Origin of the sequence: Mesorhizobium sp. M8A.F.Ca.ET.057.01.1.1, from assembly GCF_003952565.1 — a bacterium.
GTDB lineage: Bacteria > Pseudomonadota > Alphaproteobacteria > Rhizobiales > Rhizobiaceae > Mesorhizobium.
Map to the genome: position 1 here is coordinate 3,132,253 of NZ_CP034454.1, position 23,545 is coordinate 3,155,797.

At 61.4% G+C, this 23,545-nt stretch carries 20 protein-coding genes, 1 tRNA gene and 2 pseudogenes; 18 read left to right on the forward strand and 5 right to left on the reverse strand.

The window, feature by feature from the left end; genetic code table 11:
* Positions 1–76 precede the first annotated feature (76 nt).
* From EJ077_RS14605 to glpK, 12 genes and pseudogenes are all read left to right on the forward strand, one after another.
* Positions 77–871 (forward strand): transglutaminase family protein, encoded by a 795-nt coding sequence (locus EJ077_RS14605; protein ID WP_208702737.1) that lies wholly within the window; start codon positions 77–79, stop codon positions 869–871.
* 30 nt (positions 872–901) lie between these two features.
* On the forward strand, positions 902–1,633 hold the full coding sequence (locus tag EJ077_RS14610; protein ID WP_208702738.1) for a peptidase: 732 nt from the start codon (positions 902–904) through the stop codon (positions 1,631–1,633).
* A 114-nt stretch (positions 1,634–1,747) separates the two neighbouring features.
* Positions 1,748–3,160: a pyridoxal phosphate-dependent decarboxylase family protein gene (locus tag EJ077_RS14615; RefSeq protein WP_208702739.1), complete on the forward strand. Its 1,413-nt coding sequence runs from the start codon at positions 1,748–1,750 to the stop codon at positions 3,158–3,160.
* A 127-nt stretch (positions 3,161–3,287) separates the two neighbouring features.
* The gene (locus EJ077_RS14620) at positions 3,288–4,055 is read left to right on the forward strand and encodes a DeoR/GlpR family DNA-binding transcription regulator (protein WP_208702740.1); all 768 of its coding nucleotides are present in this window, start codon (positions 3,288–3,290) and stop codon (positions 4,053–4,055) included.
* Between the two features lie 126 nt (positions 4,056–4,181).
* Positions 4,182–5,708, forward strand: coding sequence for a glycerol-3-phosphate dehydrogenase (gene glpD, locus EJ077_RS14625; protein ID WP_208702741.1), 1,527 nt, complete (start codon positions 4,182–4,184; stop codon positions 5,706–5,708).
* A 41-nt stretch (positions 5,709–5,749) separates the two neighbouring features.
* A complete protein-coding gene (locus tag EJ077_RS14630; RefSeq protein WP_208702742.1) occupies positions 5,750–6,829 on the forward strand; it encodes an ABC transporter ATP-binding protein in 1,080 nt (359 codons plus the stop codon).
* Between the two features lie 10 nt (positions 6,830–6,839).
* Positions 6,840–7,907 carry an ABC transporter ATP-binding protein gene (locus EJ077_RS14635; RefSeq protein ID WP_208702743.1) on the forward strand — a complete coding sequence of 356 codons (1,068 nt, stop codon included), beginning with the start codon at positions 6,840–6,842 and terminating at the stop codon, positions 7,905–7,907.
* The gene (locus EJ077_RS14640) at positions 7,908–8,774 is read left to right on the forward strand and encodes a carbohydrate ABC transporter permease (protein WP_127872516.1); all 867 of its coding nucleotides are present in this window, start codon (positions 7,908–7,910) and stop codon (positions 8,772–8,774) included.
* 1 nt (position 8,775) lies between these two features.
* A pseudogene (locus EJ077_RS14645) lies at positions 8,776–9,695 on the forward strand (carbohydrate ABC transporter permease).
* Between the two features lies 1 nt (position 9,696).
* Positions 9,697–9,984 (forward strand): DUF2160 domain-containing protein, encoded by a 288-nt coding sequence (locus tag EJ077_RS14650; RefSeq protein ID WP_208702744.1) that lies wholly within the window; start codon positions 9,697–9,699, stop codon positions 9,982–9,984.
* Positions 9,985–10,063: 79 nt separating this feature from the next.
* Entirely contained in the window at positions 10,064–11,788 is a 1,725-nt protein-coding gene (locus EJ077_RS14655) for an ABC transporter substrate-binding protein (RefSeq protein ID WP_127872513.1), read from the forward strand.
* A gap of 91 nt (positions 11,789–11,879) precedes the next feature.
* Entirely contained in the window at positions 11,880–13,370 is a 1,491-nt protein-coding gene (glpK, locus tag EJ077_RS14660; RefSeq protein ID WP_208702745.1) for a glycerol kinase GlpK, read from the forward strand.
* A 67-nt stretch (positions 13,371–13,437) separates the two neighbouring features.
* Here the strand turns inward: glpK and EJ077_RS14665 are convergent, their stop codons facing one another.
* Entirely contained in the window at positions 13,438–13,905 is a 468-nt protein-coding gene (locus EJ077_RS14665; RefSeq protein WP_127278376.1) for a BA14K family protein, read from the reverse strand.
* 257 nt (positions 13,906–14,162) lie between these two features.
* Between EJ077_RS14665 and EJ077_RS14670 the strand changes: the two genes are divergently transcribed.
* A tRNA-Lys gene (locus EJ077_RS14670) sits at positions 14,163–14,238 on the forward strand.
* A gap of 434 nt (positions 14,239–14,672) precedes the next feature.
* Here EJ077_RS14670 and EJ077_RS14675 read toward each other — a convergent pair.
* Positions 14,673–14,828 carry a hypothetical protein gene (locus EJ077_RS14675; protein ID WP_208702746.1) on the reverse strand — a complete coding sequence of 52 codons (156 nt, stop codon included), beginning with the start codon at positions 14,826–14,828 and terminating at the stop codon, positions 14,673–14,675.
* 113 nt (positions 14,829–14,941) lie between these two features.
* Positions 14,942–15,427: a hypothetical protein gene (locus tag EJ077_RS14680; RefSeq protein WP_189522883.1), complete on the reverse strand. Its 486-nt coding sequence runs from the start codon at positions 15,425–15,427 to the stop codon at positions 14,942–14,944.
* A 175-nt stretch (positions 15,428–15,602) separates the two neighbouring features.
* Between EJ077_RS14680 and EJ077_RS14685 the strand changes: the two genes are divergently transcribed.
* From EJ077_RS14685 to EJ077_RS14705, 5 genes and pseudogenes are all read left to right on the forward strand, one after another.
* Positions 15,603–16,664 carry a glycosyltransferase family 4 protein gene (locus EJ077_RS14685; RefSeq protein ID WP_208702747.1) on the forward strand — a complete coding sequence of 354 codons (1,062 nt, stop codon included), beginning with the start codon at positions 15,603–15,605 and terminating at the stop codon, positions 16,662–16,664.
* Positions 16,665–16,709: 45 nt separating this feature from the next.
* Positions 16,710–18,871: pseudogene (locus EJ077_RS14690) on the forward strand (glycogen debranching N-terminal domain-containing protein).
* Between the two features lie 106 nt (positions 18,872–18,977).
* A complete protein-coding gene (locus EJ077_RS14695) occupies positions 18,978–20,783 on the forward strand; it encodes an alpha,alpha-trehalose-phosphate synthase (UDP-forming) (protein ID WP_208702999.1) in 1,806 nt (601 codons plus the stop codon).
* Positions 20,783–21,583 (forward strand): trehalose-phosphatase, encoded by an 801-nt coding sequence (gene otsB / locus EJ077_RS14700; protein WP_208702748.1) that lies wholly within the window; start codon positions 20,783–20,785, stop codon positions 21,581–21,583. Before EJ077_RS14695 ends, otsB begins: the two co-directional genes overlap by 1 nt.
* On the forward strand, positions 21,583–21,795 hold the full coding sequence (locus EJ077_RS14705; protein ID WP_208702749.1) for a hypothetical protein: 213 nt from the start codon (positions 21,583–21,585) through the stop codon (positions 21,793–21,795). The genes otsB and EJ077_RS14705 overlap by 1 nt, the downstream gene beginning before the upstream one ends.
* 6 nt (positions 21,796–21,801) lie before the next feature.
* On the opposite strand, the gene dprA is transcribed toward EJ077_RS14705, so the two are convergent.
* Both dprA and plsY read right to left on the reverse strand, forming a co-directional pair.
* Positions 21,802–22,935 (reverse strand): DNA-processing protein DprA, encoded by a 1,134-nt coding sequence (gene dprA, locus EJ077_RS14710; protein ID WP_208702750.1) that lies wholly within the window; start codon positions 22,933–22,935, stop codon positions 21,802–21,804.
* Positions 22,932–23,519 carry a glycerol-3-phosphate 1-O-acyltransferase PlsY gene (gene plsY, locus EJ077_RS14715; RefSeq protein WP_208702751.1) on the reverse strand — a complete coding sequence of 196 codons (588 nt, stop codon included), beginning with the start codon at positions 23,517–23,519 and terminating at the stop codon, positions 22,932–22,934. Before plsY ends, dprA begins: the two co-directional genes overlap by 4 nt.
* Positions 23,520–23,545: the final 26 nt, after the last annotated feature.

Genomic DNA, 23,545 nt, shown 5'->3' on the forward strand with positions numbered 1-23,545 from the left:
CGAACCGAAGGACCGCGTCAGCGAAAAGTGGATACCGGTTTTCAATAGAGATCATGCACTCGAACGGAAAATGGCCATGCGGCTGAAAATCACGCACCGGACCGAATACCGTTACGACGCGCCGGTGCAGTATTTGCTCCGGAGGCTGCGACTGCTTCCCATGAGCGGGCCGACCCAAACCGTGCTGTCCTGGACGCTGAAGGTCGAAGGCGCGCGCGAGGAGGTGCGATTTACCGACCATTACGGCAACGATAACAGGCTGTTGAGCGTCGAAGGCGATCACGATTTCATCACCGTCGAGGCCTTGGGCGAGGTGGTGACGCGCGATACATCAGGCGTTTGCGGGCCGCATCAAGGCTTCGCGCCGCTGTGGTTGTTCGCGCAAGAGACTGCTTTGACCACCATAGGCGGCGGCATTCGTGATCTTACCGAGGCGGTCGGCAAGGGCACCGACCTCGAAAGGCTGCACAGATTGATGGCGGCCATCGGCGAGCGCGTCGCCTACACGCCCGGCGCCACCAATGCGACGACCGCGGCCGAGGAAGCCTTGGCGCTGAAGACCGGCGTTTGCCAGGACCATAGCCACATCTTTGCCGCCGCCGCGCGCGCCATGGGATTTCCGGCCCGCTATGTCAGTGGCTATCTGATGATGGATGCGGCGGTGGAGCAGGCGGCGAGCCACGCCTGGGCCGAAGCCCATGTCGCGGGCCTCGGCTGGGTTGCCTTCGATCCCGCCAACGGTATTTCTCCCGATGAACGCTATGTGAAGGTGGCTATCGGCCGCGACTACCGTGACGCTTCGCCGGTGTCGGGAATTCGGATGGGACAGGCGGAAGAACTGCTTGCGGTCACTGTCACGGTAGAGCAGTAATCCCCTAGGATTGCTGCCTCAAGAGATTCCATGACCTATTGCGTCGGCCTCAAGATCGATCGCGGGCTCGTGTTCATGTCGGACACGCGCACCAATGCCGGCATGGATTCGATCTCGACCTTCAAGAAGATGCACGTCTGGGAGCAGCCGGGCGAGCGCGTCATCGTCTTGATGTCGGCCGGCAATCTGGCGACGACACAGGCCGTGGTCAGCCTGCTCGACGAGCGCACCAAGGCGGTGACCGACCGCCACGAGAAGCTGCTCGAAACGCCATCCATGTACCAGACGGTGCGGCTGGTCGGCGACACGGTGAAAGAGGTGATCGCGCAATCGTCGCCCGCCGGCGAGAAGGCCGATTCCTATTTCAATGCCTCCTTCATCCTCGGTGGGCAGATCAAGGGCAGCCCGCCGCGCCTGTTCATGATCTATCCCGAAGGCAATTTCATCGAGTCGACCGATGACACGCCGTTCTTCCAGATCGGCGAGACCAAATACGGCAAGCCGATCATCATCCGCGCCTATGAAAAGACGATGAGCCTCGCCGAGACGGTGAAACTCCTGCTGGTGTCGTTTGATTCGACGCTGAAGTCGAACCTGTCGGTCGGCTTGCCGCTCGACCTGCTTTTCCTGGAACGGGACGCCTTTCAGGTCGGCCTGAAAAAGCGGATCGGCCAGGACGACCAGTATTACCGCACGATCTCCGATGGATGGTCGAGTGCGCTGAAGACGGCGTTCGCCAGCCTGCCGGATTTTCCCGGCTAGTTTGGCTATCCCGTCGGCCGATGGCCGTTGCAAATATTTCACATGTTAATTAATAACTGATCTTGATGAGCCGGCGACAGCCACCGGCAGCGAAAGTCATGTCGGGAGGACAAGATGAACAATGACGATTTTCGGCAATGGTCGCAACGCGCCGCCGACTGGGGTGCCGACTATCGCAACAATTTGCGTGAGCGGCCGGTGCGGCCGTTGGTCGAGCCGGGCGACATTTTCAGGAGCATCGAGGAGTCGCCGCCCGAAGACGCCGAACCGATGGACAGAATCTTCGCCGATTTCGAAGCCAAGATCGTGCCGGGGATGACACATTGGCAGCACCCGCGGTTCTTCGCCTATTTCCCGGCCAACGCGGCGCCGGTTTCGGTGGTGGCGGAATACCTGGTGTCGGCGATGGCCGCGCAATGCATGCTTTGGCAAACGTCACCGGCGGCGACCGAGCTTGAAACCCGCACCGTCGACTGGATGCGCCAGGCGCTCGGCCTGCCGGAGGGCTTTTCCGGAGTGATCCAGGATTCGGCCTCGTCGGCGACACTCAACGCCGTGCTGACCATGCGCGAGCGGGCGCTCGGCTGGCAAGGCAACAAAAAGGGTTTGGCCGGGCAGGGGCGGTTGCGCATCTATTCTTCCGACCAGGTGCACACATCGATCGACCGGGCGATCTGGGTCTCGGGCATCGGCGAGGACAATCTTGTGCGCGTTCCGGTCGCCGGCCGTTTTCGCGCCATGGACACGGCAGCCCTGGAAGCAGCCATCATCGCCGACCGGAAAGCCGGCATGCTGCCTGCGGGTATTATCGCCTGTGTCGGCGGCACCAGCACCGGAGGCACGGACGATATTGCAACGGTTGCGCAGGTTGCCAGGCGGTACGGGCTCTACCTGCATGTCGATGCCGCCTGGGCCGGGTCGGCGATGATCTGCCCGGAATACCGGCATTTCTGGTCTGGTGTCGAAGGCGCCGATTCGATCGTCTTCAATCCGCACAAATGGCTGGGCGCGCAGTTCGATTGTTCGATCCAATTCCTGCGCGACCCTTCGAGCCATGTCAGGACGCTGGCCATCAAGCCCGACTATCTCAAGACGCACGGCCATGACGGCATTATCAACTACTCAGAATGGTCGGTGCCGCTCGGCCGGCGCTTCCGCGCGCTGAAGCTGTGGTTCCTGCTGCGCGCCCATGGACTGGAGAACCTGCGAACCATGATCCGCAACCATGTCGCCTGGAGCGAAGGCCTCGCCACGCGTCTGGCAAGAGAGGCGGATTTCGAGATCGTCAGCGAGCCGATGCTGTCGCTGTTTTCGTTCCGGCACAAGGCGGCTTCGGATACCGACGCCGACGAGCACAATCTGCGGCTGGTCAATGCGATCAACGACGATGGCCGCATCTACCTGACGCAAACGAAAGTCGATGGAAGGGTGGCGATCCGCTTCCAGGTCGGCCAGTTCGATGCGACGGCGGAAGACGTCGACGCCGCTTTCACCGCCATTACCGAACTTGCACGCGGTGTGCCCTGAAAAGGCTGGATCAAGGTCGCGCCGAGGTTCCCTCGTACAATCATCGGATTTCATTAGCCGGCTTGAGCCTTTTCATCGGTTTCGTTTTCGACTATAAGCAAGAAAAACGAAAACGGGAGCTTGCTTGATGTATCTGTCACCGCGCCACGCCGAGATCATCCAGATGGCCAAGGACAACGGCCGCGTGCTGGTCGACGATCTGGCCACGCATTTCAACGTGACGCCGCAGACGATACGCAAGGACCTCAACGATTTGTGCGACCAGCGGCTGCTTTCGCGCATCCATGGCGGCGCCTTGTTCCCGTCTGGCATCGAGAACATGGAGTATGAAGCCAGGCGCAAGATCGCGGCCGACGAGAAGGAAGCGATTGGCCGCGCGGCGGCCAGGCTGATCCCCGACAACGCCTCGCTGTTCATCAACATCGGCACCACGACGGAGGCGGTCAGCAAGGCGTTGCTCGATCATAACGGCCTGATGGTCATCACCAATAACATCAATGTTGCCAATAGGATGCGCATCTATCCCTCGATCGAGGTGGTGATTGCCGGCGGTGTGGTGCGCGGCTCGGACGGGGGTGTCGTCGGCGAGGCGGCGGTCGATTTCATCAGGCAGTTCAAGGTCGATTATGCTGTCATCGGCGCCTCCGCGATCGATCATGATGGAGCGCTGCTCGATTTCGATTTTCGCGAGGTGAAGGTGGCGCAAGCGATCATCGCCAATGCCAGGCATGTCATCCTGGTATCCGACCAGACCAAATTCGAGCGTACGGCGCCGGTACGCATCGGTCATCTGTCGCAGGTCAACACCTTCATCACCGATCGCTGCGAGATCGCTTCGGTGCGTAAGATCTGCCAGGAGACCGAGGTTCAGTTGATTGAGACGTCGCCTGCGTGAGGCCCTTCACGGCATTCTCGCCGGCTTGTGATATTTCGTTTGACATTCGTTATGAGTTCGAAATAATTCCGCTACGGTTTCGCAAAAGACCCAAAATGGTGCAGTGCGAAATCGTGGAGGAATTAAGTGGACCCATCTTCAGTCCGGGACATTTTCGTCATAGGTGGCGGCATTAATGGCTGCGGCATAGCCCGTGATGCCGTTGGGCGCGGGTTTTCGGTCTTTCTCGCCGAGATGAACGATCTCGCCAGCGGAACCTCCTCTGGTTCGACCAAGCTGATCCATGGCGGGCTGCGCTATCTCGAATTCTACGAATTCCGCCTGGTGCGCGAGGCGCTCATGGAGCGCGAGGTTCTGTGGAAGAACGCACCGCACATTATCTGGCCGATGCGCTTCGTGCTGCCCTACGCCAAGGGCCTGCGACCCGCCTGGCTGATCCGGCTTGGCCTGTTCCTTTACGACCACATTGGCGGGCGCAAATTGCTGCCGGCGACCAGGACGCTCGACATGGCAAGCGACCCGGCGGGCAAGCCTTTGAAGCCGCTGTTCAAAAAGGCCTTCGAATATTCCGATGGCTGGGTCAACGATGCGCGGCTGGTGGCGCTGAATGCACGTGACGCCGCTGACCGGGGCGCAACCATCCGGACCCGCACGAAAGTGCTTGGAGCGCGCCGCGAAGGCGGGATCTGGACGATAAAGATCGAGAACCTGCAAACCGGCGAGACCGAAGAGATCAAGGCACGGCTGCTGGTCAATGCGGCGGGGCCTTGGGTCGACCACGTGCTGTCCGGCGTTGTCGGACAGAATGACGTTCACAACGTCCGCCTCGTGCAGGGCAGCCACATCGTCATCGCCAAGAAGTTCGACGATCCGCGCGCCTATTTCTTCCAGAACAGGGACGGCCGCATCATCTTCGCCATTCCCTACGAGGACGAGTTCACGCTGATCGGCACCACCGACCGGGATTATCCCGGCGATCCGCACGATGTGAAGATCAGCGATACCGAAATCGATTATCTCTGTGCCGCGGCGAGCGAGTATTTCGCGGTTCCCGTCAAGCGTTCGGACATTGTCTGGACCTATTCGGCCGTGCGTCCGCTTTATGATGACGGTGCCTCCAAGGCTCAGGAAGCGACGCGCGACTACGTGCTGAAGGCTGATGGCGGCGAGGGCGCCGCGCCGCTGGTCAACGCGTTTGGCGGCAAGATCACCACCTACCGGCGGCTGGCGGAATCAATGCTGGAGAAGATCGAAGGTTTTCTCGGCAAGCGCGGCAAGCCGTGGACATCCGATGCGCCGCTGCCTGGCGGCGATTTTCCGGCCACCGGTTTCGATGCGCAGGCGGCGAAGCTGAAAAGCGCCTATCCTTTTCTCGACCAGCGTTTGGCCCGCCGGTTGACCAGGCTTTACGGGACGCGTGCGCAGGCTTTGCTCGGTTTGGCCAAGTCGATTGCCGATCTCGGCCGCAATTTCGGTGGCGATCTGCACGAGGCCGAAGTGCGCTATCTCATTGAAAACGAATGGGCTGTCACGGCGGAAGACGTACTGTGGCGACGCACCAAGCGCGGCCTGCATCTTAGCCGCGAGCAGGTCTCGGTACTCGATGAATTCATGCGCGGCATAAGCCGGCAGCATGTCGCGGCCGCCGAATGAAGAGGTTTTGAGCTGATGCGGAAAGCCTGGGAGGAGGCGTCATGCTGGAACTGAGAAACGTCACCAAGACGGTCGGTGCGGTCGAGCACATACGCGACGTGTCGCTGACGCTTCAGCACGGCTCGCTCAACGTTTTGCTCGGGCCCACGCTTTCCGGCAAGACCAGCCTGATGCGGCTGATGGCCGGCCTCGATGTGCCGACTTCCGGCTCGGTCTGGTTCGACGGCCAGAATGTCACCGGCACGCCGGTGCAGAAGCGCAAGATCGCCATGGTCTACCAGCAGTTCATCAACTATCCGGCGATGACAGTCTATGACAACATCGCCTCGCCGCTCAGGGTGGCCGGTGTCGAGCAGGGCAAGATCGACAGCCAGGTGCGCGAAGCGGCAGCTCTCCTCAAGCTGACACCCTATCTCGACCGCACGCCGCTCAGCCTGTCGGGCGGCCAGCAGCAGCGCACCGCGCTGGCGCGCGCCATCGTCAAGAATGCCAGCCTGGTGCTGCTCGACGAACCGCTTGCCAACCTCGACTACAAGCTGCGCGAGGAATTGCGGGCCGAACTGCCGAGGATCTTTGCCGCTGCCGGCACCATCTTCGTCTATGCCACCACCGAGCCGCATGAGGCCCTGCTGCTCGGCGGCAACACGGCAACGCTGTCGGAAGGCCGCATCACCCAGTTCGGGCCGACCATCGACGTATTCCGCAAGCCGGTCGATCTGGTGACGGCCAGGACCTTCGCCGATCCGCCGCTCAACAGCATCGTGCTGGCCAAGAAGGGCGCGGACTTTCTGCTCGAGGGCGGCGTCAAGCTGCCGGTGCCCGCGGAACTCGTCGGCATCGCCGATACGAACTATACGATCGGCTTTCAGCCGCACCATCTTTCGCTCGACCGGCCCAATGCTTCCGCGGTGCCAGTGCGGGCAAAGGTCACCATCACCGAAATCACCGGGTCAGAGAGTTTCATCCATCTCGACTTTGCCGATGCCCGCTGGGTCATGTTGACCCACGGCATCAGGGATTTCGAGACAGACGCGGTGGTCGAAGTGTTCATCGATCCGCGTCACATCATGGTCTTCGACGAGCACGGCCGAGCCGTGACCGCGCCGAAGCTGGCGGCTTAGGAGGGGCGATATGGCACGCATCGACGTCAACCATGTCAGGCATTCCTATCTGCCGAACCCGCGCACGGATGCCGATTTCGCGCTGCGCGAAGTGCATCATACCTTCGAGGATGGCGGCGCCTATGCGCTGCTTGGGCCGTCCGGCTGCGGCAAGACCACGCTGCTCAACATCATTTCAGGGCTGCTTCATCCCTCGCATGGCCAGTTGCTGTTCAACGGCAGGGACGTGACCAATTTGTCGACGCAGGAGCGCAACATCGCGCAGGTGTTCCAGTTCCCGGTCATCTACGACACCATGACGGTCTACGACAATCTGGCGTTCCCGCTGCGCAACCGCGGCGTGCCGGAGGCCGACGTCGACCGCAAGGTGCGCGAGACGCTGGAGATGATCGACCTGGCCTCATGGGCGAAGAAGAAGGCGAGGGGCCTGACCGCGGACCAGAAGCAGAAGATCTCGCTAGGCCGTGGCCTGGTGCGCTCGGACGTCAACGCCATCCTGTTCGACGAACCGCTGACCGTTATCGATCCGCACATGAAATGGGTGCTGCGCTCGCAGTTGAAGCAGCTTCATCGCCGCTTCGGCTACACGATGGTCTATGTCACGCACGACCAGACCGAGGCGCTGACCTTCGCCGACCAGGTCGTCGTCATGTATGATGGCGGCATCGTGCAGATCGGCACGCCGGCGGAACTGTTCGAGCGGCCGCGCCACACTTTTGTCGGCTATTTCATCGGCTCGCCAGGCATGAATGTCGTGCCGGTGGCAATCGAAGGCAGGACGGCGACGCTCGGCTCGCAACGGATCGAATTGCCTGGGGTGCCGAAGGCCATCGCCGGGGCCGTCGAGCTTGGCATCCGCCCGGAATATGTACGGCTCGGCCGCGACGGCATGGCCGTTTCAATCAGCAAGGTCGAGGATGTCGGCCGCCACAAGGTGGTGCGCGCCAGGCTGGAGGGCCGAGAGATCGCGGCCGTCATCGGCGAGGACGAGACCGTTCCGGCCGAACCGAAAGTTCGTTTCGACCCGGCCGGCATCAACATCTATGCCGATTCCTGGCGTGTCGAGATGGGGGCATAGATGGACAAGACCTGGAACAACAAAGCCTGGTTCCTGGTGCTGCCGGTGCTGGTGCTGGTGGCCTTCACCGCCGTCATCCCGCTGATGACGGTCGTCAACTATTCGGTGCAGGACACGTTCGGCAACAACGTCTTCACCTGGGCCGGCACGGAATGGTTCGAGGAATTGCTCTCCTCCAGCCGCTTCTGGGAAGCGATGGTCCGCAACCTCGCTTTCTCCTTCATCATCCTGGCTATCGAGGTGCCGCTTGGCGTCTTCATCGCGCTCAACATGCCGAAAAAAGGCTGGGGCGTGCCGGTTTGCCTGGTGCTGATGTCGCTGCCGCTGCTGATACCGTGGAACGTGGTCGGCACCATCTGGCAAGTGTTCGGACGCAACGACATAGGTCTGATGGGCTATTACCTCAACGCGATCGGCATCGACTACAATTACGTGCAGGATCCGTTCGACGCCTGGGTGACGATCATCATCATGGACGTCTGGCACTGGACCAGCCTTGTCGTTCTGCTCTGCTATGCAGGACTGGTCTCGATCCCGGATGCCTTCTACCAGGCGGCCAAGATCGACGGCGCCTCGCGCTGGGCGGTGTTTCGCTACATCCAGCTGCCGAAAATGCAGCGCGTGCTTTTGATCGCCGTGCTGCTGCGCTTCATGGACTCGTTCATGATCTACACCGAGCCCTTCGTCGTCACCGGCGGCGGTCCGGGCAACTCGACGACGTTCCTGTCGATCGACCTCGTCAAGACTGCACTCGGCCAGTTCGACCTCGGTCCGGCGGCGGCGATGTCGCTGGTCTACTTCCTCATCATCCTGTTGTTGTCATGGGTGTTCTACACCGTGATGACCAATTACGACGCGGAGCGCTGACATGGCTGGCGCCAACGAACGCACCGAGCGCAATGCAATGAACGGGCCCGCCGCCACCGAAGGGCTCGCCAGTTCGCTGTCACAGAGCGAACTCGACAGGCGGATGCGCCGGCGCGGCGAGGAGTCGCGCTGGTGGTGGATCGTGCCGACGCTCTACATCATCGTCCTTCTGCTGCCGATCTACTGGCTCATCAACATGAGCTTCAAGACCAATGCCGAGATCGTCAACTCGCTGACGCTTTATCCGCACGCGCCGACGATCGCCAACTACGTCACCATCTTCACGCAGAAGGCCTGGTATTCCGGCTACATCAACTCGATCACCTATGTCGTCATGAACATGGTGATTTCGGTATCGGTGGCTCTGCCGGCGGCTTACGCTTTCTCGCGCTATCGTTTCCTTGGCGACAAGCATCTGTTCTTCTGGCTGCTGACCAACCGCATGGCGCCGCCGGCCGTGTTCGCGCTGCCGTTCTTCCAGCTCTATTCGGCCTTCGGCCTCATCGACACGCACATAGCGGTGGCGCTGGCGCACTGCCTGTTCAACGTGCCGCTGGCGGTGTGGATCCTGGAAGGCTTCATGTCGGGCGTGCCGAAAGAAATCGACGAGACCGCCTATATCGACGGTTATTCGTTCCCGCGCTTCTTCCTCAAGATCTTCATGCCGCTGATCGCCAGCGGCATCGGCGTCGCCTGCTTCTTCTGCTTCATGTTTTCATGGGTCGAGCTGCTGATCGCCCGCACGCTGACCACGACCGACGCCAAACCGATCGCTGCGACCATGACGCGTACGGTGTCGGCCTCGGGCATGGACTGGGGCTGCTGGCAGCCGCCGGCGTTTTGACGCTGATCCCCGGCGCGCTCGTGATCTGGTTCGTGCGCAACTATATCGCCAAGGGTTTTGCGCTGGGGAGGGTGTGACATGAACCTCGACTTTTCCTGGATGGCGTGGACCTGGCCGACGGCCGCGTTCTTCACCGTCGTCGCGCTGCTTCTCCTTGGCATGGGCGTTTGGGAATACGCTTCGCCGGGTGGCAATCCGCGCGTCGGCGTGCTGCGCTTCGAGACGACGCGCGGCGACCGTCTGTTTCTATCGCTGCTTGGCAGCGCCTTTATCCATCTCGCTTGGCTGGGTCTTGTCGGACCGAGCCTCTGGTGGGCTCTCGCTCTCTCCGTGGTCTACGCCATCGGCGTGTTCCGCTACGTATAGAGGGGGAAACTGTTGGAGCGGCCGCGTGCCGGCGGTCGCTCCAGATCGCACTTGAAACCTAAAACAGTGGAGGAAACACATGCGACGGCAATTTTTAACATCAACAACGGCCCTTGTCCTGTTGCTCGGCGTAGGCAATGCCTATGCCGGCATGGATGAAGCAAAAGCCTTTCTGGACAAGGAGATAGGCGGCGTGTCGACGCTATCGCGCGCCGACCAGGAAAAGCAGATGCAGTGGTTCATCGACGCCGCCAAGCCCTTCGCCGGCATGGACATCAAAGTCGTGTCGGAAACCTTGACCACCCATCAGTACGAGTCTCAGGTGCTGGCGCCGGCCTTTACAGCCATCACCGGCATCAAGGTCACGCATGACGTCATCCAGGAAGGCGACGTCGTCGAGAAGATCCAGACCCAGATGCAAACCGGCCAGAACATCTATGACGGCTGGGTCAACGATTCGGATCTGATCGGCACTCACTGGCGCTACCAGCAGGTGCGCAACCTGACCGACTGGATGGCGGGCGAAGGCAAGGATGTCACCGATCCGATGCTCGATGTCGACGACTTCATCGGCACCAAGTTCACCACTGCGCCGGACAAGAAGCTCTACCAGCTTCCCGACCAGCAGTTCGCCAACCTCTACTGGTTCCGCTACGACTGGTTCAACGACGAGAAGAACAAGGCCGACTTCAAGGCCAAGTATGGCTACGAACTCGGCGTGCCGGTCAACTGGTCGGCCTATGAGGACATCGCCGCGTTCTTCACCGGCCGCGACGTCAACGGCAAGAAGGTCTATGGCCACATGGACTACGGCAAGAAGGATCCGTCGCTCGGCTGGCGGTTCACCGACGCCTGGCTGTCGATGGCCGGCAACGGCGACAAGGGCCTGCCGAACGGCGTGCCGGTCGACGAATGGGGTATCAAGGTCGATGCGAATTCGCGACCTGTAGGCTCGTGCATGGCACGAGGCGGCGACACCAATGGACCAGCATCGGTCTATGCCATCCAGAAGTATCTGGATTGGCTGAAGGCCTATGCGCCGCCGGAAGCCCAGGGCATGACCTTCTCCGAATCCGGCCCCGTGCCGTCGCAAGGCAATGTTGCCCAACAGATCTTCTGGTATACCGCCTTCACCGCCGACATGGTCAAGCCGGGCCTCCCGGTCATGAATGACGACGGTACGCCGAAATGGCGCATGGCGCCGTCTCCGCACGGCTCCTACTGGAAAGACGGCATGAAGCTCGGCTATCAGGATGTCGGTTCCTGGACGCTGATGAAGTCGACACCGACCGACCGCGCCAAGGCCGCCTGGCTCTATGCGCAGTTCGTCACCTCGAAGACCGTCGACGTGAAGAAGAGCCAGGTTGGTCTGACCTTCATTCGCGACTCCACCATCCATGACAAGAGCTTCACCGAACGTGCGCCGAAGCTCGGCGGCCTGATCGAGTTCTACCGCTCGCCGGCCCGTGTGCAGTGGACGCCGACCGGTACCAACGTGCCGGACTATCCGAAGCTGGCGCAGCTTTGGTGGCAGAACATCGGCGACGCGTCCTCTGGTGCCAAGACGCCGCAGGAAGCCATGGATTCGCTTTGTGCCGACCAGGAAAAGGTCCTGAGCCGTATCGAGAAATCCGGTGTCCAGGGTGACATTGGTCCGAAGATGGCCGAAGAGCACGACCTGGCCTATTGGAACGCCGATGCGGTCAAGGCCGGCAATCTCGCGCCTCAGCTGAAGCTCGAGAACGAGAAGGAAAAGCCGCAGACCATCAATTACGACGAACTGGTCAAGAGCTGGCAGAAGTAACACGGTCTATGCGGGCGTTCGCGCCCGTGTGAAATTGGGGGAGGCGGCGCGTTGCCGTCTCCCTTCTTTGTATCAAGGCGGAGGATGCGGAATGAGTGGTTTTGTGCTGGCCATCGACCAGGGAACGACATCGACCCGGGCGATCCTGTTCGATGGCCAGATGAAGGTCGTGGGTAGCGGGCAGAAGGAATTCACCCAGCACTATCCGGCCTCCGGCTGGGTCGAACATGATCCGGAAGAGATCTGGGCAAGCGTCGTGACCACCGTGAAGGCTGCACTGAAAAAGGCCGGCCGTACGGCTGCTGATGTCGTGGCCATCGGCATCACCAACCAGCGCGAGACCGTCGTCGTCTGGGACAGGGCGACGGGCAAACCGGTCCACAACGCCATCGTGTGGCAGGATCGGCGCACCGCACCGCTCTGCCAGAAGCTCAAGAAGCAGGGGCTCGAGAAGAAATTCACCCGCAAGACAGGACTGCTGCTCGACCCCTATTTCTCGGGCACCAAGATCACCTGGATGCTGGACAAGGTGAAAGGGGCAAGGCGGCGCGCCGAGGGAGGCGAGTTGCTGGCGGGTACCATCGACAGTTTTTTGATCTGGCGGCTGACCGGCGGCAAGGTTCATGCCACCGACGCCACTAACGCCTCACGCACGCTTGTCTACAATATCGAGAAGAATGCTTGGGACGACGAACTGCTTTCCATCCTGCGCATCCCGGCCGCGATGCTGCCGGAGGTAAAGGATTGCGCCGATGATTATGGAATCACAGAGAAAAACCTGTTTGGCGCCGAGATAAGGATCCTTGGCGTTGCCGGAGACCAGCATGCCGCGACCATCGGGCAGGCCTGCTTCGAGCCGGGTATGATGAAATCCACCTACGGCACCGGCTGTTTTTCGCTGCTCAACACCGGCAGCGATCTGGTGCGTTCGAAGAACCGCCTGTTGACGACCATCGCCTACCGGTTGAACGGCAAGACCACCTATGCGCTGGAAGGCTCGATCTTCATTGCTGGTGCCGCGGTGCAATGGCTGCGGGACGGCATCAAGGTGATCGGCAAGGCCGAGCAGAGCGGCAAGCTGGCTGCCGAGGCCGATCCGACGCAGAACGTCTACCTTGTGCCGGCTTTTGTCGGACTTGGCGCGCCGCACTGGGATGCCGGGGCGCGGGGCGCTATCTTCGGGTTGACCCGAAATTCCGGTCCTGCCGAGTTTGCCCGAGCGGCTTTGGAATCAGTCGCTTACCAGACCCGCGACCTGCTCGACGCCATGCACAAGGATTGGAAGGGCCCCAAGTCAAAGACCGTGCTCAGGGTCGATGGCGGCATGGTGGCTTCGGACTGGACCATGCAACGCCTCGCCGACATCCTCGATGCGCCGGTCGATCGGCCGACAATCCTGGAGACGACCGCGCTGGGGGCGGCCTGGCTCGCCGGCTCGAAGGCGGGCGTGTGGCCCGCCGCGCAGGAGTTCGCTAAAAGCTGGGCGCTCGAGCGGCGGTTCAAGCCTGATATGGACGCGTCCAATCGTACTGCGAAACTAGCAGGCTGGCGTGATGCAGTGCGCAGGACACTGAGCGCATAAAGGAAAGGCCCGCGCCGTTTCCAACGCGGGCCTTCGGCTCACACACTTTTAGGCCACTCATACTCACTCAGTAAGGCGAACGGCACTCCCGACGAGGACCATTGTTCGGCTGGAAGGTGTTATCCGAAGCGCGGTAGCTCCGATAATGATCGTAGCACCACTGCACATGGGCATTGCCTTCATAGACGCGGTTGTTCTCATTGACGATCGCGCCGGTGATCAGGGCGCCAGTCGCGAAGGCAGCGAGCGGGAACCAGTAATCCCCATGACGGCGATAGCCGCGGCGATATTCCCGATAGCCGCGATGACCATTCCAATACATGTCACCGTTGCGGCTGAAGCTGCGATTGCGCGAGAAATTGCGGTCGAAGGAGCGGTTTCTCCGCCATTCCCGGTATTGCACTGTCTGCATGTCCGACGTTGTCGCCTGGGACAATGGCACGTAGGCCGGCTGGGCGTTGACCGGCACCACCTCCGCCGCGACGAATGTGGCCGAGAGCGTGGCGGCTAGCAGACCCGTTGTCACTCTATTCATTGGTCTTCTCCTCGAAGGTTTGGCGAACGTCCCTTTGGCGGAAAACGATGGTGCTTCGGATTTGTTCCGCCGTGTTGGCAGCCGTTGCCGGACGGAAACCGAAACCGCGGGCTGCTCGCCTGGACCCGGGGAACAAAAGCAAGGGGCAGCGATTTAGGGCAAAGAGCGGGTTTGAAACCCATCTTTTCCGGTTGACCGGTCGCGGCACTCTCCCTATGTTCCGCGCAATTTCGGGGGCGGCCTTTTCGAGCCCGCGGGAGCGCGTAGCTCAGCCGGTAGAGCAACTGACTTTTAATCAGTAGGTCATGGGTTCGAATCCCATCGCGCTCACCAAATCAGGTCTCAGTATCCGTAAATCTGTGTCAGCTCGGTGTTCGCAAAATTGAGGCGGGCAGGCCCAAGGCTTTCCGCGATCACACCATAGGCTAACGCGATCACACAGTTCACAATAGAACTACAAGCGGTCGATTCCTTCAGGGATGTAGCCACTCCAAAAGCCCGTCGCAGGTCGCTCCTGTGGCGGGTTTTTCATTAACCAGGGACTGAGGGGCCACGGCGTACGGCATTGTGACCGTCAGCGCCCCGTGCAGCCTTGCACTAGTCGCTGGGGGACAAGCAATTGGCTGTCGCGCATTTGAACCCCGTCCATGTATTTTAGCATCTGCTTGAATTTCTTCTGAAGCAGGATCATGATGCAACAGGTTTGAAGGGGGTAAAGCGTCATGGAATTCGCAAGCTGCTATGACCAAAGCGCGAGCATCTTTGCGTCAACGATGTTCTTGAACATCACGGCGTTTTTCATAATTCTGGCCGCGTTTGCCGTTGCACGGCTGGTTGTAATATCCGGCGAAGGTTCCGTGAACCGGCTTCAGATCGCGTAAAGCCCCGGGGCATATGGCCGGAAAGAAGGTGATCGCGGTCAAGGACTGGACTTGCGCTATAAGCGACGAGCTTGGCCGTGTGGTCCTGACGATCAACCGACTTAAGGTGACGGGGTTTTCGTTATGATGACGACGCCCCGACGAGCAGTGACCCCTTAGACGCTCCGTGACAGGTGCACGTCCAAGACGGCGGCTTTCTTGGCGATCAGTCCTTCCAGGTCCGCGTCGGATCGCTTGGTGCCGGTCCGTTCGCGCAGCAGGGAGATCACCGCGCTCATCGAAAGTTGGGCGGTACGACCGCTCAGGATGGCATCCACCGCGCCGGCAACATCCGGGGTTTCCGTCGGTGCTCGCATGATCGGTTCCTTTCTGTTCAAGTCGGCCTCGGCGCCGCCGGCTGGTCCCCGCACGCCCCGGTCGAAGATGACGGCCAGGCCGTTCTTTACGGCGAGTGCGGCGACCATGTCGTCAAGGTCGTGATCGGAAAGTGCTGGCTCCGAAGGATCGGGTTTCAGGGTTCTGCGGATCACTCGGGCAGCCTGGTCCGTCGACACAAAGCCAAAGTGCCGTTTTCTGGCCTCGACATATTGTTCGACGATCATGCTCAGACGCCGGGCTGCGATATCCCTGGGTTGCTGCATCTGGACCTCCTTCGGCTGCCGTAAAGCGCAAAGCCGGCATTGCCGACAGGAGATAGGGCGGCCCGTCGAATCAAACAGGGGACGGCTCATTCGACGCATCTTCCAATGATTCAGGAACGATCCCGGCCCTGATGCATTTTGGCTCTATGACCAGCTCATTGAGGGACGCCGGGACATGAAGATCGCCCATGTCGCACCACTTTACGAATCGGTGCCGCCAAGACTCTACGGGGGCACCGAACGCATCATCTCATATCTTACCGAAGCGCTCGTCGACCTCGGCCACGACGTGACATTGTTCGCCAGCGGCGACACGAAGACCTCCGCAAAACTGGTGCCATGCCGCGAAAGGGCGCTTCGTCTCGATCCCCGTCCGCTGAAGTCCGAGATCGCGGCGCATCTGGCGATGCTCGACGAAGTGAGGAAACGGGCCGACGACTTCGACGTCGTCCATTTCCATCTCAGCCATTTCCTGCATTTTCCGTTTTTCCGCGATATTCCACAGCGCACCGTGACGACGCCGCATGGCAGGCTGGATTACGCGGACCTCGCGCAGGCCTATGACCGGTTTCCGCGGTTTCCCATGATTTCCATATCCCGCAGCCAGCGGGCGCGGTTCGCGTCCGCGAATTGGCTGGCGACAATCTATCATGGGCTGCCGCTGGGGCTTTATGAGCCCGATTTCGAGGCAGGCACGGATGGCGCCTATCTGGCGTTCCTCGGCAGGATGTCGCGCGACAAGCGGCCGGACCGGGCGATCGAGATCGCTCGCTGCACCGGCCTGAAACTGAAGCTCGCCGCCAAGGTCGGCGATGGCGACCGCGCCTATTTCGAGGAAGTCGTGCAGCCCCTGATCGATGGCGACCGGGTCGAGTTTGTCGGCGAGATCGGCGAGGACCAGAAGAGCAGGTTTCTGGGCAATGCGGCCGCTTTGCTGTTTCCCATCGATTGGCCCGAACCCTTCGGGCTTGCGGTGATCGAGGCCATGGCCTGCGGAACCCCAGTCATGGCCTGGAGTTGCGGGGCCATGCCCGAGATCATCGATTATGGGGTCACCGGCTTTGTCGTCGAAACCATCGAAGATGCTGTCGCCTCGATGCCCGATCTCCTGCAACTCGACAGGCGAAGAATAAGAACGGTCTTCGAAAGGCGGTTTTCCGCCGACAGAATGGCCAGGGATTATGTCGCGGCGTATTCGCGGCTGACCAATGGCGTCGAGGAGAGCAGAGCCTCGTAGACCGTCACCCCGTTCGGAAACCAGCACGGGACAATCTTCTTGACCATTACCCAACTCGACGAGCGAAAGCTCGATCCTGCAATAGCACTGGCTTCGCTGGACGAAACCGCCCCCAGGGAGCCGCATCGGCTTTATGCTCTCAAGCATGGCGATTGCTTTGCCGTCGCCGATGCCTATGGCGACATACGTGGCGCCGGCGACGGCTTCTTCCGCGACGACACGCGTGTGCTTTCAGAATTTCGCCTGACGGTTGGCGGGCGGTCGCTGTCGTTGCTTGGCGCATCGCTCAGCCAGGACAACGTCCTGTTCACCACCAACCTGACCAATCTGCCGATCGAGAGCACCGCAAGCCGCCAGATTCCGCAGGGCGCGATCCATATCGAGCGCGCCAGGCTTCTGTGGGAGGAAAGGCTGTATGAACGCATCACGCTCTCCAACTACAGTCGGGAGCATTCGACGGTCCTGGTGTCGCTGCGCTTTGGTGCCGATTTTCGGGACATGTTCGAAGTCCGGGGCTCGACCCGGTCCAAACGCGGCACCGCCCACACGGCCGAGATCGACGGGAACTCGGTCGTGCTCCGCTACGAAGGCTTAGACAAGGTGGTACGAACATCCGCGATATCGTTTTCGCAGACGCCCGATCAATTGACCTCCGAGCGGGCGGATTTCTTCATCGCGATTACCAAGCGAAGCAGCCAGACGCTTTACGTGGAAGTGGGCGGCGAGACGTCAGACCGCCCCGAAAGCCGGCGGTTCCGGGCTGCCGCCGCCCGCGCCCGTTTCGGCATGCGCGCCAAGCGCCGGCACGGGGCGACACTCCACAGTTCGGGCCGCGTCTTCAATGATTGGATGGAGCGGGCCCGCGCCGATGTGGCGTTGCTCACGACGGAATTGGCGACCGGCCCTTACCCATACGCCGGGATTCCATGGTTCTCCACCGCCTTCGGCCGGGACGGCGTGATTTCAGCTCTGCAGATGCTTTGGCTCAATCCCGGCCTGGCTCGTGGTGTTCTTGCCTTTCTCGCCCAGCATCAGGCGACCGAGACCTCCCCTTCAGCGATTCCGAGCCCGGCAAGATCATGCACGAGACCCGCAAGGGCGAGATGGCGGCGCTGAGTGAGTTGCCGTTCGGCCGCTATTATGGCGGCGTCGACACGACGCCGCTCTACATCCATCTCGCCTGCGCCTATGCGGATCGCACGGGAGACACGGCTTTCATCGACGGCCTGTGGCCATCGCTGTGCGCCGCCGCCGAGTGGATCGAGACAGCCAGTCGCTCGACAGGGTTCCTTACCTACCAGCGCGCCGCGGAGTCCGGCCTTGCCAACCAGGGATGGAAGGACAGTTTCGATTCCGTGTTCCATGCCGATGGCCGCATTCCGAAAGGACCGATCGCGCTGGTCGAGGTGCAGGGCTACGTCTTTGCAGCATTCCAGGGATTGGCAAAGCTTGCACGGCTGCGCGGCGAAGAGGAGCGGGCCGAAAATTGGGAAGTGCGCGCCGATGTCGTTCGCCAACAAGTCGAACGCCATTTCTGGATCGAGGACCTCAGCTACTACGCGTTGGCGATCGATGGTGATGGCCAACCCTGCAAGGTGCGCACGTCCAACGCCGGCCACCTGCTGTATGTCGGCCTTCCCGATCCGGATCGCGCACGCATGGTCGCCGACCAGCTGCTGTCGGCTTCATTCCATTCCGGCTGGGGGCTGAGGACGCTGGCCGACGACGCGATCTTCTTCAATCCGATGTCGTATCATAACGGGTCCATCTGGCCGCACGACACCGCGATCTGCGCCGCTGGACTGGCGCGCTACGGCATCCGCGACAGCGTGGTGCGGTTGATGAGCGGGACCTTCGAATCCGCGGTTCATTTCAACATGCGGCTGCCCGAACTGTTCTGTGGGTTCACGCGCGCCGCCGGCGAAGCGCCGATTGCCTATCCAGTGGCTTGCCTGCCGCAGGCCTGGTCCGCAGGCTCCGCCTTCATGCTCATGCAGGCCTGCCTCGGCCTTCAGGTCGACGGTCGGACGAACGAAATTCACGTGACCCAGCCGCGTTTGCCGATCGGTATCGACAATCTCGTCATTCGTCATCTCTCGGTAGGACATGTGGCGGTGGATCTGACGTTTCAACGCGTGGGAGATCGCGTCGGCGCCTTCCTTGCGGATGCGCATGAGGGACTGGTGCCTCTGGTGGTCAGAAGTTGAAAAATCGGAACCATCATGTGTGCGGAACGTTGGATCACCACGCCAAGGATGCCGGAGTTCCTGTCGGTGGACCTGCCGCATCCCATTGAAAGGTAATCAATTCGAAATGCCCGACAACAGTTCGTACCTGGTCGTCCCGTCGGCCGCACTGTGGCTCTTCATTCTCGCAATTGTCGGTATCTTATGCATCGCGCTTGCGGTGGTGGTGTCACGGGCGCGTCGGACCAGAAACACGAAGCTCGCCAGTTTCGAACCGGGGCCCGTTCGCGGTCCATTGCCGGAATTCGAAAAGAATGGGCAATCCGCGACCGCCGCGCTCGTCCAATGGTCGCCGGAAACTCTGCGTCACATTTTGGCGAAGGAACTTCCCGATGCGCAGGTGATCGTGGTTTCAAATCGCGAACCCTACATTCATAACCGCAAGGGGGACGATATCGAGCTGGTCGTGCCTGCCAGCGGGCTGGTTTCAGCGCTGGAGCCGATTACGCGTGCCTGCGCCGGCACATGGATCGCCTATGGCGGTGGTTCGGCCGATGCGCTTGTCGTCGATGAAAATGACCGCGTCGAGGTGCCGCCTGAAAATCCTTCCTACACGTTGCGCCGCGTCTGGCTGAGCGAGGAAGAACAGCAAGGCTATTATCTCGGCTTTGCCAATGAAGGGCTCTGGCCGCTGTGCCACATAGCCTTCACCCGGCCGATATTCCGCGCCTCCGACTGGGAGGCCTATGAGGCGGTCAACCGCAAATTCGCCGACACCGTTGTTGCGGAGGCCCGCAACGAGCGGCCCATCGTGCTGGTCCAGGACTATCACTTCGCGCTGTTGCCGCGGATGATCCGGGAGCGCCTCCCGGAAGCGATCATCATCACCTTCTGGCACATTCCGTGGCCGAATTCCGAGGTGTTCAGCATCTGTCCATGGCGCGAGAAGATTCTCGAAGGGCTGCTGGGCAGTTCAATCGTCGGCTTTCATACCCAGTTCCATTGCAACAACTTCATCGATAGCGTCGACCGCTTCCTGGAGAGCAGGATCGAGCGTGAGGATTCCGCTATCTCCTATGGCGGCCAGATCAGCCTGGTTCACGCCTATCCGATTTCAATCGAATGGGAGCCGCCGCATCTGAGCAAACTGCCTGCCGTTGCAGAATGTCGCCAGCTCATTCGCGAAAAATTCGGGCTGGCCGAAAACGTCAAGCTCTGCGTGGGCGTCGAACGCCTCGACTATACCAAGGGCATCCTCGATCGTCTCAACGCGCTCGATGAGCTGCTGACCCTGCATCCGGAATGGATCGGCAAGGTCGCGTTCCTGCAGATCGCCGCGCCCAGCCGCGGCACCTTGCCTGCCTACCAACAATTGTACGAGGAATGTCTGCGCCATGCCGAGGATATCAACCAGCGCCATGGTCGTGACGGCTATACCCCCGTGGTGCTGGTGACCGAACATCACTCGCAAGCGCAGGTGTACGAGATCTACCGGGCCGCCGACGTCTGCATGGTCACCAGCCTTCACGACGGCATGAACCTGGTTGCAAAGGAATTTGTTGCGGCGCGCGAGGATGAACAGGGCGTGCTGATGCTCAGCATGTTCGCCGGCGCGTCGAAGGAATTGCTGGAGGCGCTGATCGTCAATCCCTACGACGCGGCGATGATGGGCGACGCCCTGCTGCAGGCCTTGACCATGTCACCGGAAGAGCAACGTCAGCGCATGCGACGCATGCGCGAGGTCGTGCGCGAAAACAATGTCTATCGATGGGCGGGCAGCATGCTGTTCGACGCGGCGCGCCTGCGCAAGCGAGATGCGGTCGATCGTGCCGTTAGCGCCACCCCACGTTCTCCTGGCTCCAGTTCTCTTGGCCCCAGTTCTCCCCGCAATGTGATATCGCTGCTCGACCGCAAGCGCGTGGCTGCGCTGTGATGTCGGCATTGTCAAACTTGACCGAACCCAACGTCCCGCAGGATGCGTGGGCCTTGTTCCTCGATATTGACGGCACGCTTCTCGAACATGCCGCGCATCCGGATGCGGTGGTTGTCGGCGACGAGTTGCGGACGCTGTTGGCGGGGCTCGAATTGCAATTGGGCGGAGCTCTGGCGTTCATCACGGGACGGTCGATCGCTGCTGTCGACCATCTTTTTCAGCCCCTCAGATTGCGCGCCGCCGGGCTTTACGGCCTTGAGCATAGGCTCACGCGTGATGGTCCGGTCGAGGCGGCGGGAGAGCCGGCCGACATTGCCGCACTTGCCGAGGAGATCGAAGCGGAGCTGGGCAGTGCGGACGTCTATATCGAGCGCAAGGGCCCGATCCTGGCAATCCACACACGCGCGGCACCGCACTTGTTGCAGCGCGCGACGCAACTGATCGAGCAGGCGCTGGACAGGTTGCCCGTGGGGTATCGGGTGCTGGCCGGCAATGCCGGCGTCGAGTTGATGCCGTTGGAGGCAGCGAAGGGAGCGGCAATCAGGCGCTTTTTGGATCTGCCGGCTTTTGAGGGGAGGCGGCCGGTGTTTCTGGGCGACGACACATCCGACGAGAATGGTTTCGAGGCCGTCAATGAGATGGACGGCATTTCGATCCGGATAAAACCGCGCGGACCGACAGCGGCGCGCCATGCGCTGGCTGACGTTGGCGAGGCTTTGGCTTGGCTGGGTGCGGTGAGCCAGAGCAATTTGGGTGGATCGACCGGTCTGGTCCATCCCTTGAATCGAAGGAGTCGGTGATGACCCAATTCACCAGTCTCATCCGGGAGATCATTCCTGCTTGGCTACTCCGGCGGTCGCTCCCGAATGCGCACGAGGGCGAGCCGAGTTTGGATCCGTCGCGCCCGCCGGACGCGGACGAGGTCTGGCTCCAGTTTGTCCAAAAGGATCTCTTTGACGCCAACACACAGGATTACGCCGAGGCGGAGGATAAAAAGACCGACCGGCACTGAGGCGGGTTAGCCGTCTCCGAAAACCAGCGAAACATTGCCGCCGGCGTGGCGTTCAAGCCGGCCGGCGAGGTCGAGTTCAAGCAGCACCATGAAAACCTGGGCGGGGTGCAGGCCGGTGTGGCGGATGATCTCGTCGACCGGCACCGGTGTCGGCCCCAGCGCTTCGATCACCTTGGCTCGGTCGCTCTCGCCTGGTGGCGGTGTGGCCGAAAAGTCTGGTGGGTCCTCAAACGGCGGCGGATCGGGCGCCCGCATACCGGTCAGCGGAAGGATCGCCCTGGAAATGTCGGAAGCTTCGGTGACCAGCGTGGCGCCGTCCTTGAGCAGGCCATTGGTGCCGGCTGCGCGCGGATCGAGCGGGGAGCCGGGCACGGCAAAGACCAGTCGGCCCATCTCGCCGGCAAGCCTGGCGGTGATCAGCGAGCCGGAGCGCTGCGCAGCCTCGACCACGACCAATCCAAGGGCGGCACCGGCGACAAGGCGGTTGCGGCGCGGGAAATCCTGGGCACGCGGCTGCCAGCCGAACGGCATTTCCGAGATGACGGCGCCGCGCTCGGTGATGTCATCGCACAGGCCGGCATTTTCGGGCGGGTAGGGCAGGTCGAGGCCACCGGCGAGCACTCCGACCGTACCGGTCAAGAGACTGCCCTGATGCGCTGCCGTGTCGATGCCGCGCGCCAGGCCGGAGATGATGCCGTAGCCGTCTCTTGCGAGATCGGCTGCCAGCATGCGCGCCATCTTGATGCCCGCGAGCGACGCGTTGCGCGCGCCGACGATCGCGACCCCCGGCAACCGGAACACCGCGGCATTACCCTTGAGCGCCAGCAGCGGCGGCGGATTGTCCATGCTGCGCAGCAGCGGCGGGTAGTCTGCCTCGCCGATGCCGACAAAGCGTGCACCGACCCGCCGCGCGGCCTCCATCTCGGTCTCGGCTTCGGCCAGGGAAGGGATGCGCACGATCCGGTTGGCGCCACCGGAAATCATCAGTTCCGGCAGCATTTCCAACGCGACCTCGGCCGAACCGAAACGGTTGATCAGGTCGCGAAAGGAGGCCGGGCCGACATTCTGGGTGCGGATCAGCCGCAGCCAGCTCAGTCGCTGGCGATCGGTGAGACGCGGCCCGGCGGCCGGTTCGCTCACCCCTTGGCTCCGATCTTGCCTTCGGTGCCGGCCATCAGCCGCGAAATGTTGGCCCTATGCTTGATGAAAACGATGATGCTCATCACCACGAACAGCGCTGCAACCTGGGGTGTGCTCATGAAGTAGAGGGCGATCGGGACGACGACGGCTGCCGCAAGCGCTGCCAGCGAGGAGAAGCGAAACAGAAAAGCCATCACCAGCCAGACGACGGCGAAGATCAGCGCCACCTGCCAGGCGAGGCCGGTCAGCACGCCGAGATAGGTCGCGACGCCCTTGCCTCCTTTAAACCCCAGCCATGCCGGAAACAGGTGCCCCAGAAAAGCGCCAAGCCCAGCCCAGACCGCCGTTTCAGGCGCGAAATGGCCTGCTATCAGCACGGCGGCCGTGCCCTTCAGCGCGTCAAGCAGCAAGGTCGCGGCGGCAAGCCCCTTGTTGCCGGTGCGCAGTACATTGGTGGCTCCGATATTGCCGGAGCCGATCTTGCGCACGTCACCGAGGCCGGCCGCGCGGGTAAGCAGCAGGCCGAACGGAATTGAGCCCAACAGATAACCGAACACCAACGCCAGGATCAGGCCATAAGTCATTGTTTCCCCCGCATTTCCCCCGGCCA

Coding starts and splice junctions, on each gene's coding strand:
- EJ077_RS14605 (WP_208702737.1), top strand. CDS start 77: ATGCGGCTGAAAATCACGCACCGGACCGAATACCGTTACGACGCGCCG.
- EJ077_RS14610 (WP_208702738.1), top strand. CDS start 902: ATGACCTATTGCGTCGGCCTCAAGATCGATCGCGGGCTCGTGTTCATG.
- EJ077_RS14615 (WP_208702739.1), top strand. CDS start 1,748: ATGAACAATGACGATTTTCGGCAATGGTCGCAACGCGCCGCCGACTGG.
- EJ077_RS14620 (WP_208702740.1), top strand. CDS start 3,288: ATGTATCTGTCACCGCGCCACGCCGAGATCATCCAGATGGCCAAGGAC.
- EJ077_RS14630 (WP_208702742.1), top strand. CDS start 5,750: ATGCTGGAACTGAGAAACGTCACCAAGACGGTCGGTGCGGTCGAGCAC.
- EJ077_RS14635 (WP_208702743.1), top strand. CDS start 6,840: ATGGCACGCATCGACGTCAACCATGTCAGGCATTCCTATCTGCCGAAC.
- EJ077_RS14640 (WP_127872516.1), top strand. CDS start 7,908: ATGGACAAGACCTGGAACAACAAAGCCTGGTTCCTGGTGCTGCCGGTG.
- EJ077_RS14650 (WP_208702744.1), top strand. CDS start 9,697: ATGAACCTCGACTTTTCCTGGATGGCGTGGACCTGGCCGACGGCCGCG.
- EJ077_RS14655 (WP_127872513.1), top strand. CDS start 10,064: ATGCGACGGCAATTTTTAACATCAACAACGGCCCTTGTCCTGTTGCTC.
- glpK (WP_208702745.1), top strand. CDS start 11,880: ATGAGTGGTTTTGTGCTGGCCATCGACCAGGGAACGACATCGACCCGG.
- EJ077_RS14665 (WP_127278376.1), bottom strand. CDS start 13,905: ATGAATAGAGTGACAACGGGTCTGCTAGCCGCCACGCTCTCGGCCACA.
- EJ077_RS14680 (WP_189522883.1), bottom strand. CDS start 15,427: ATGCAGCAACCCAGGGATATCGCAGCCCGGCGTCTGAGCATGATCGTC.
- EJ077_RS14685 (WP_208702747.1), top strand. CDS start 15,603: ATGAAGATCGCCCATGTCGCACCACTTTACGAATCGGTGCCGCCAAGA.
- EJ077_RS14695 (WP_208702999.1), top strand. CDS start 18,978: ATGCCCGACAACAGTTCGTACCTGGTCGTCCCGTCGGCCGCACTGTGG.
- otsB (WP_208702748.1), top strand. CDS start 20,783: ATGTCGGCATTGTCAAACTTGACCGAACCCAACGTCCCGCAGGATGCG.
- EJ077_RS14705 (WP_208702749.1), top strand. CDS start 21,583: ATGACCCAATTCACCAGTCTCATCCGGGAGATCATTCCTGCTTGGCTA.
- plsY (WP_208702751.1), bottom strand. CDS start 23,519: ATGACTTATGGCCTGATCCTGGCGTTGGTGTTCGGTTATCTGTTGGGC.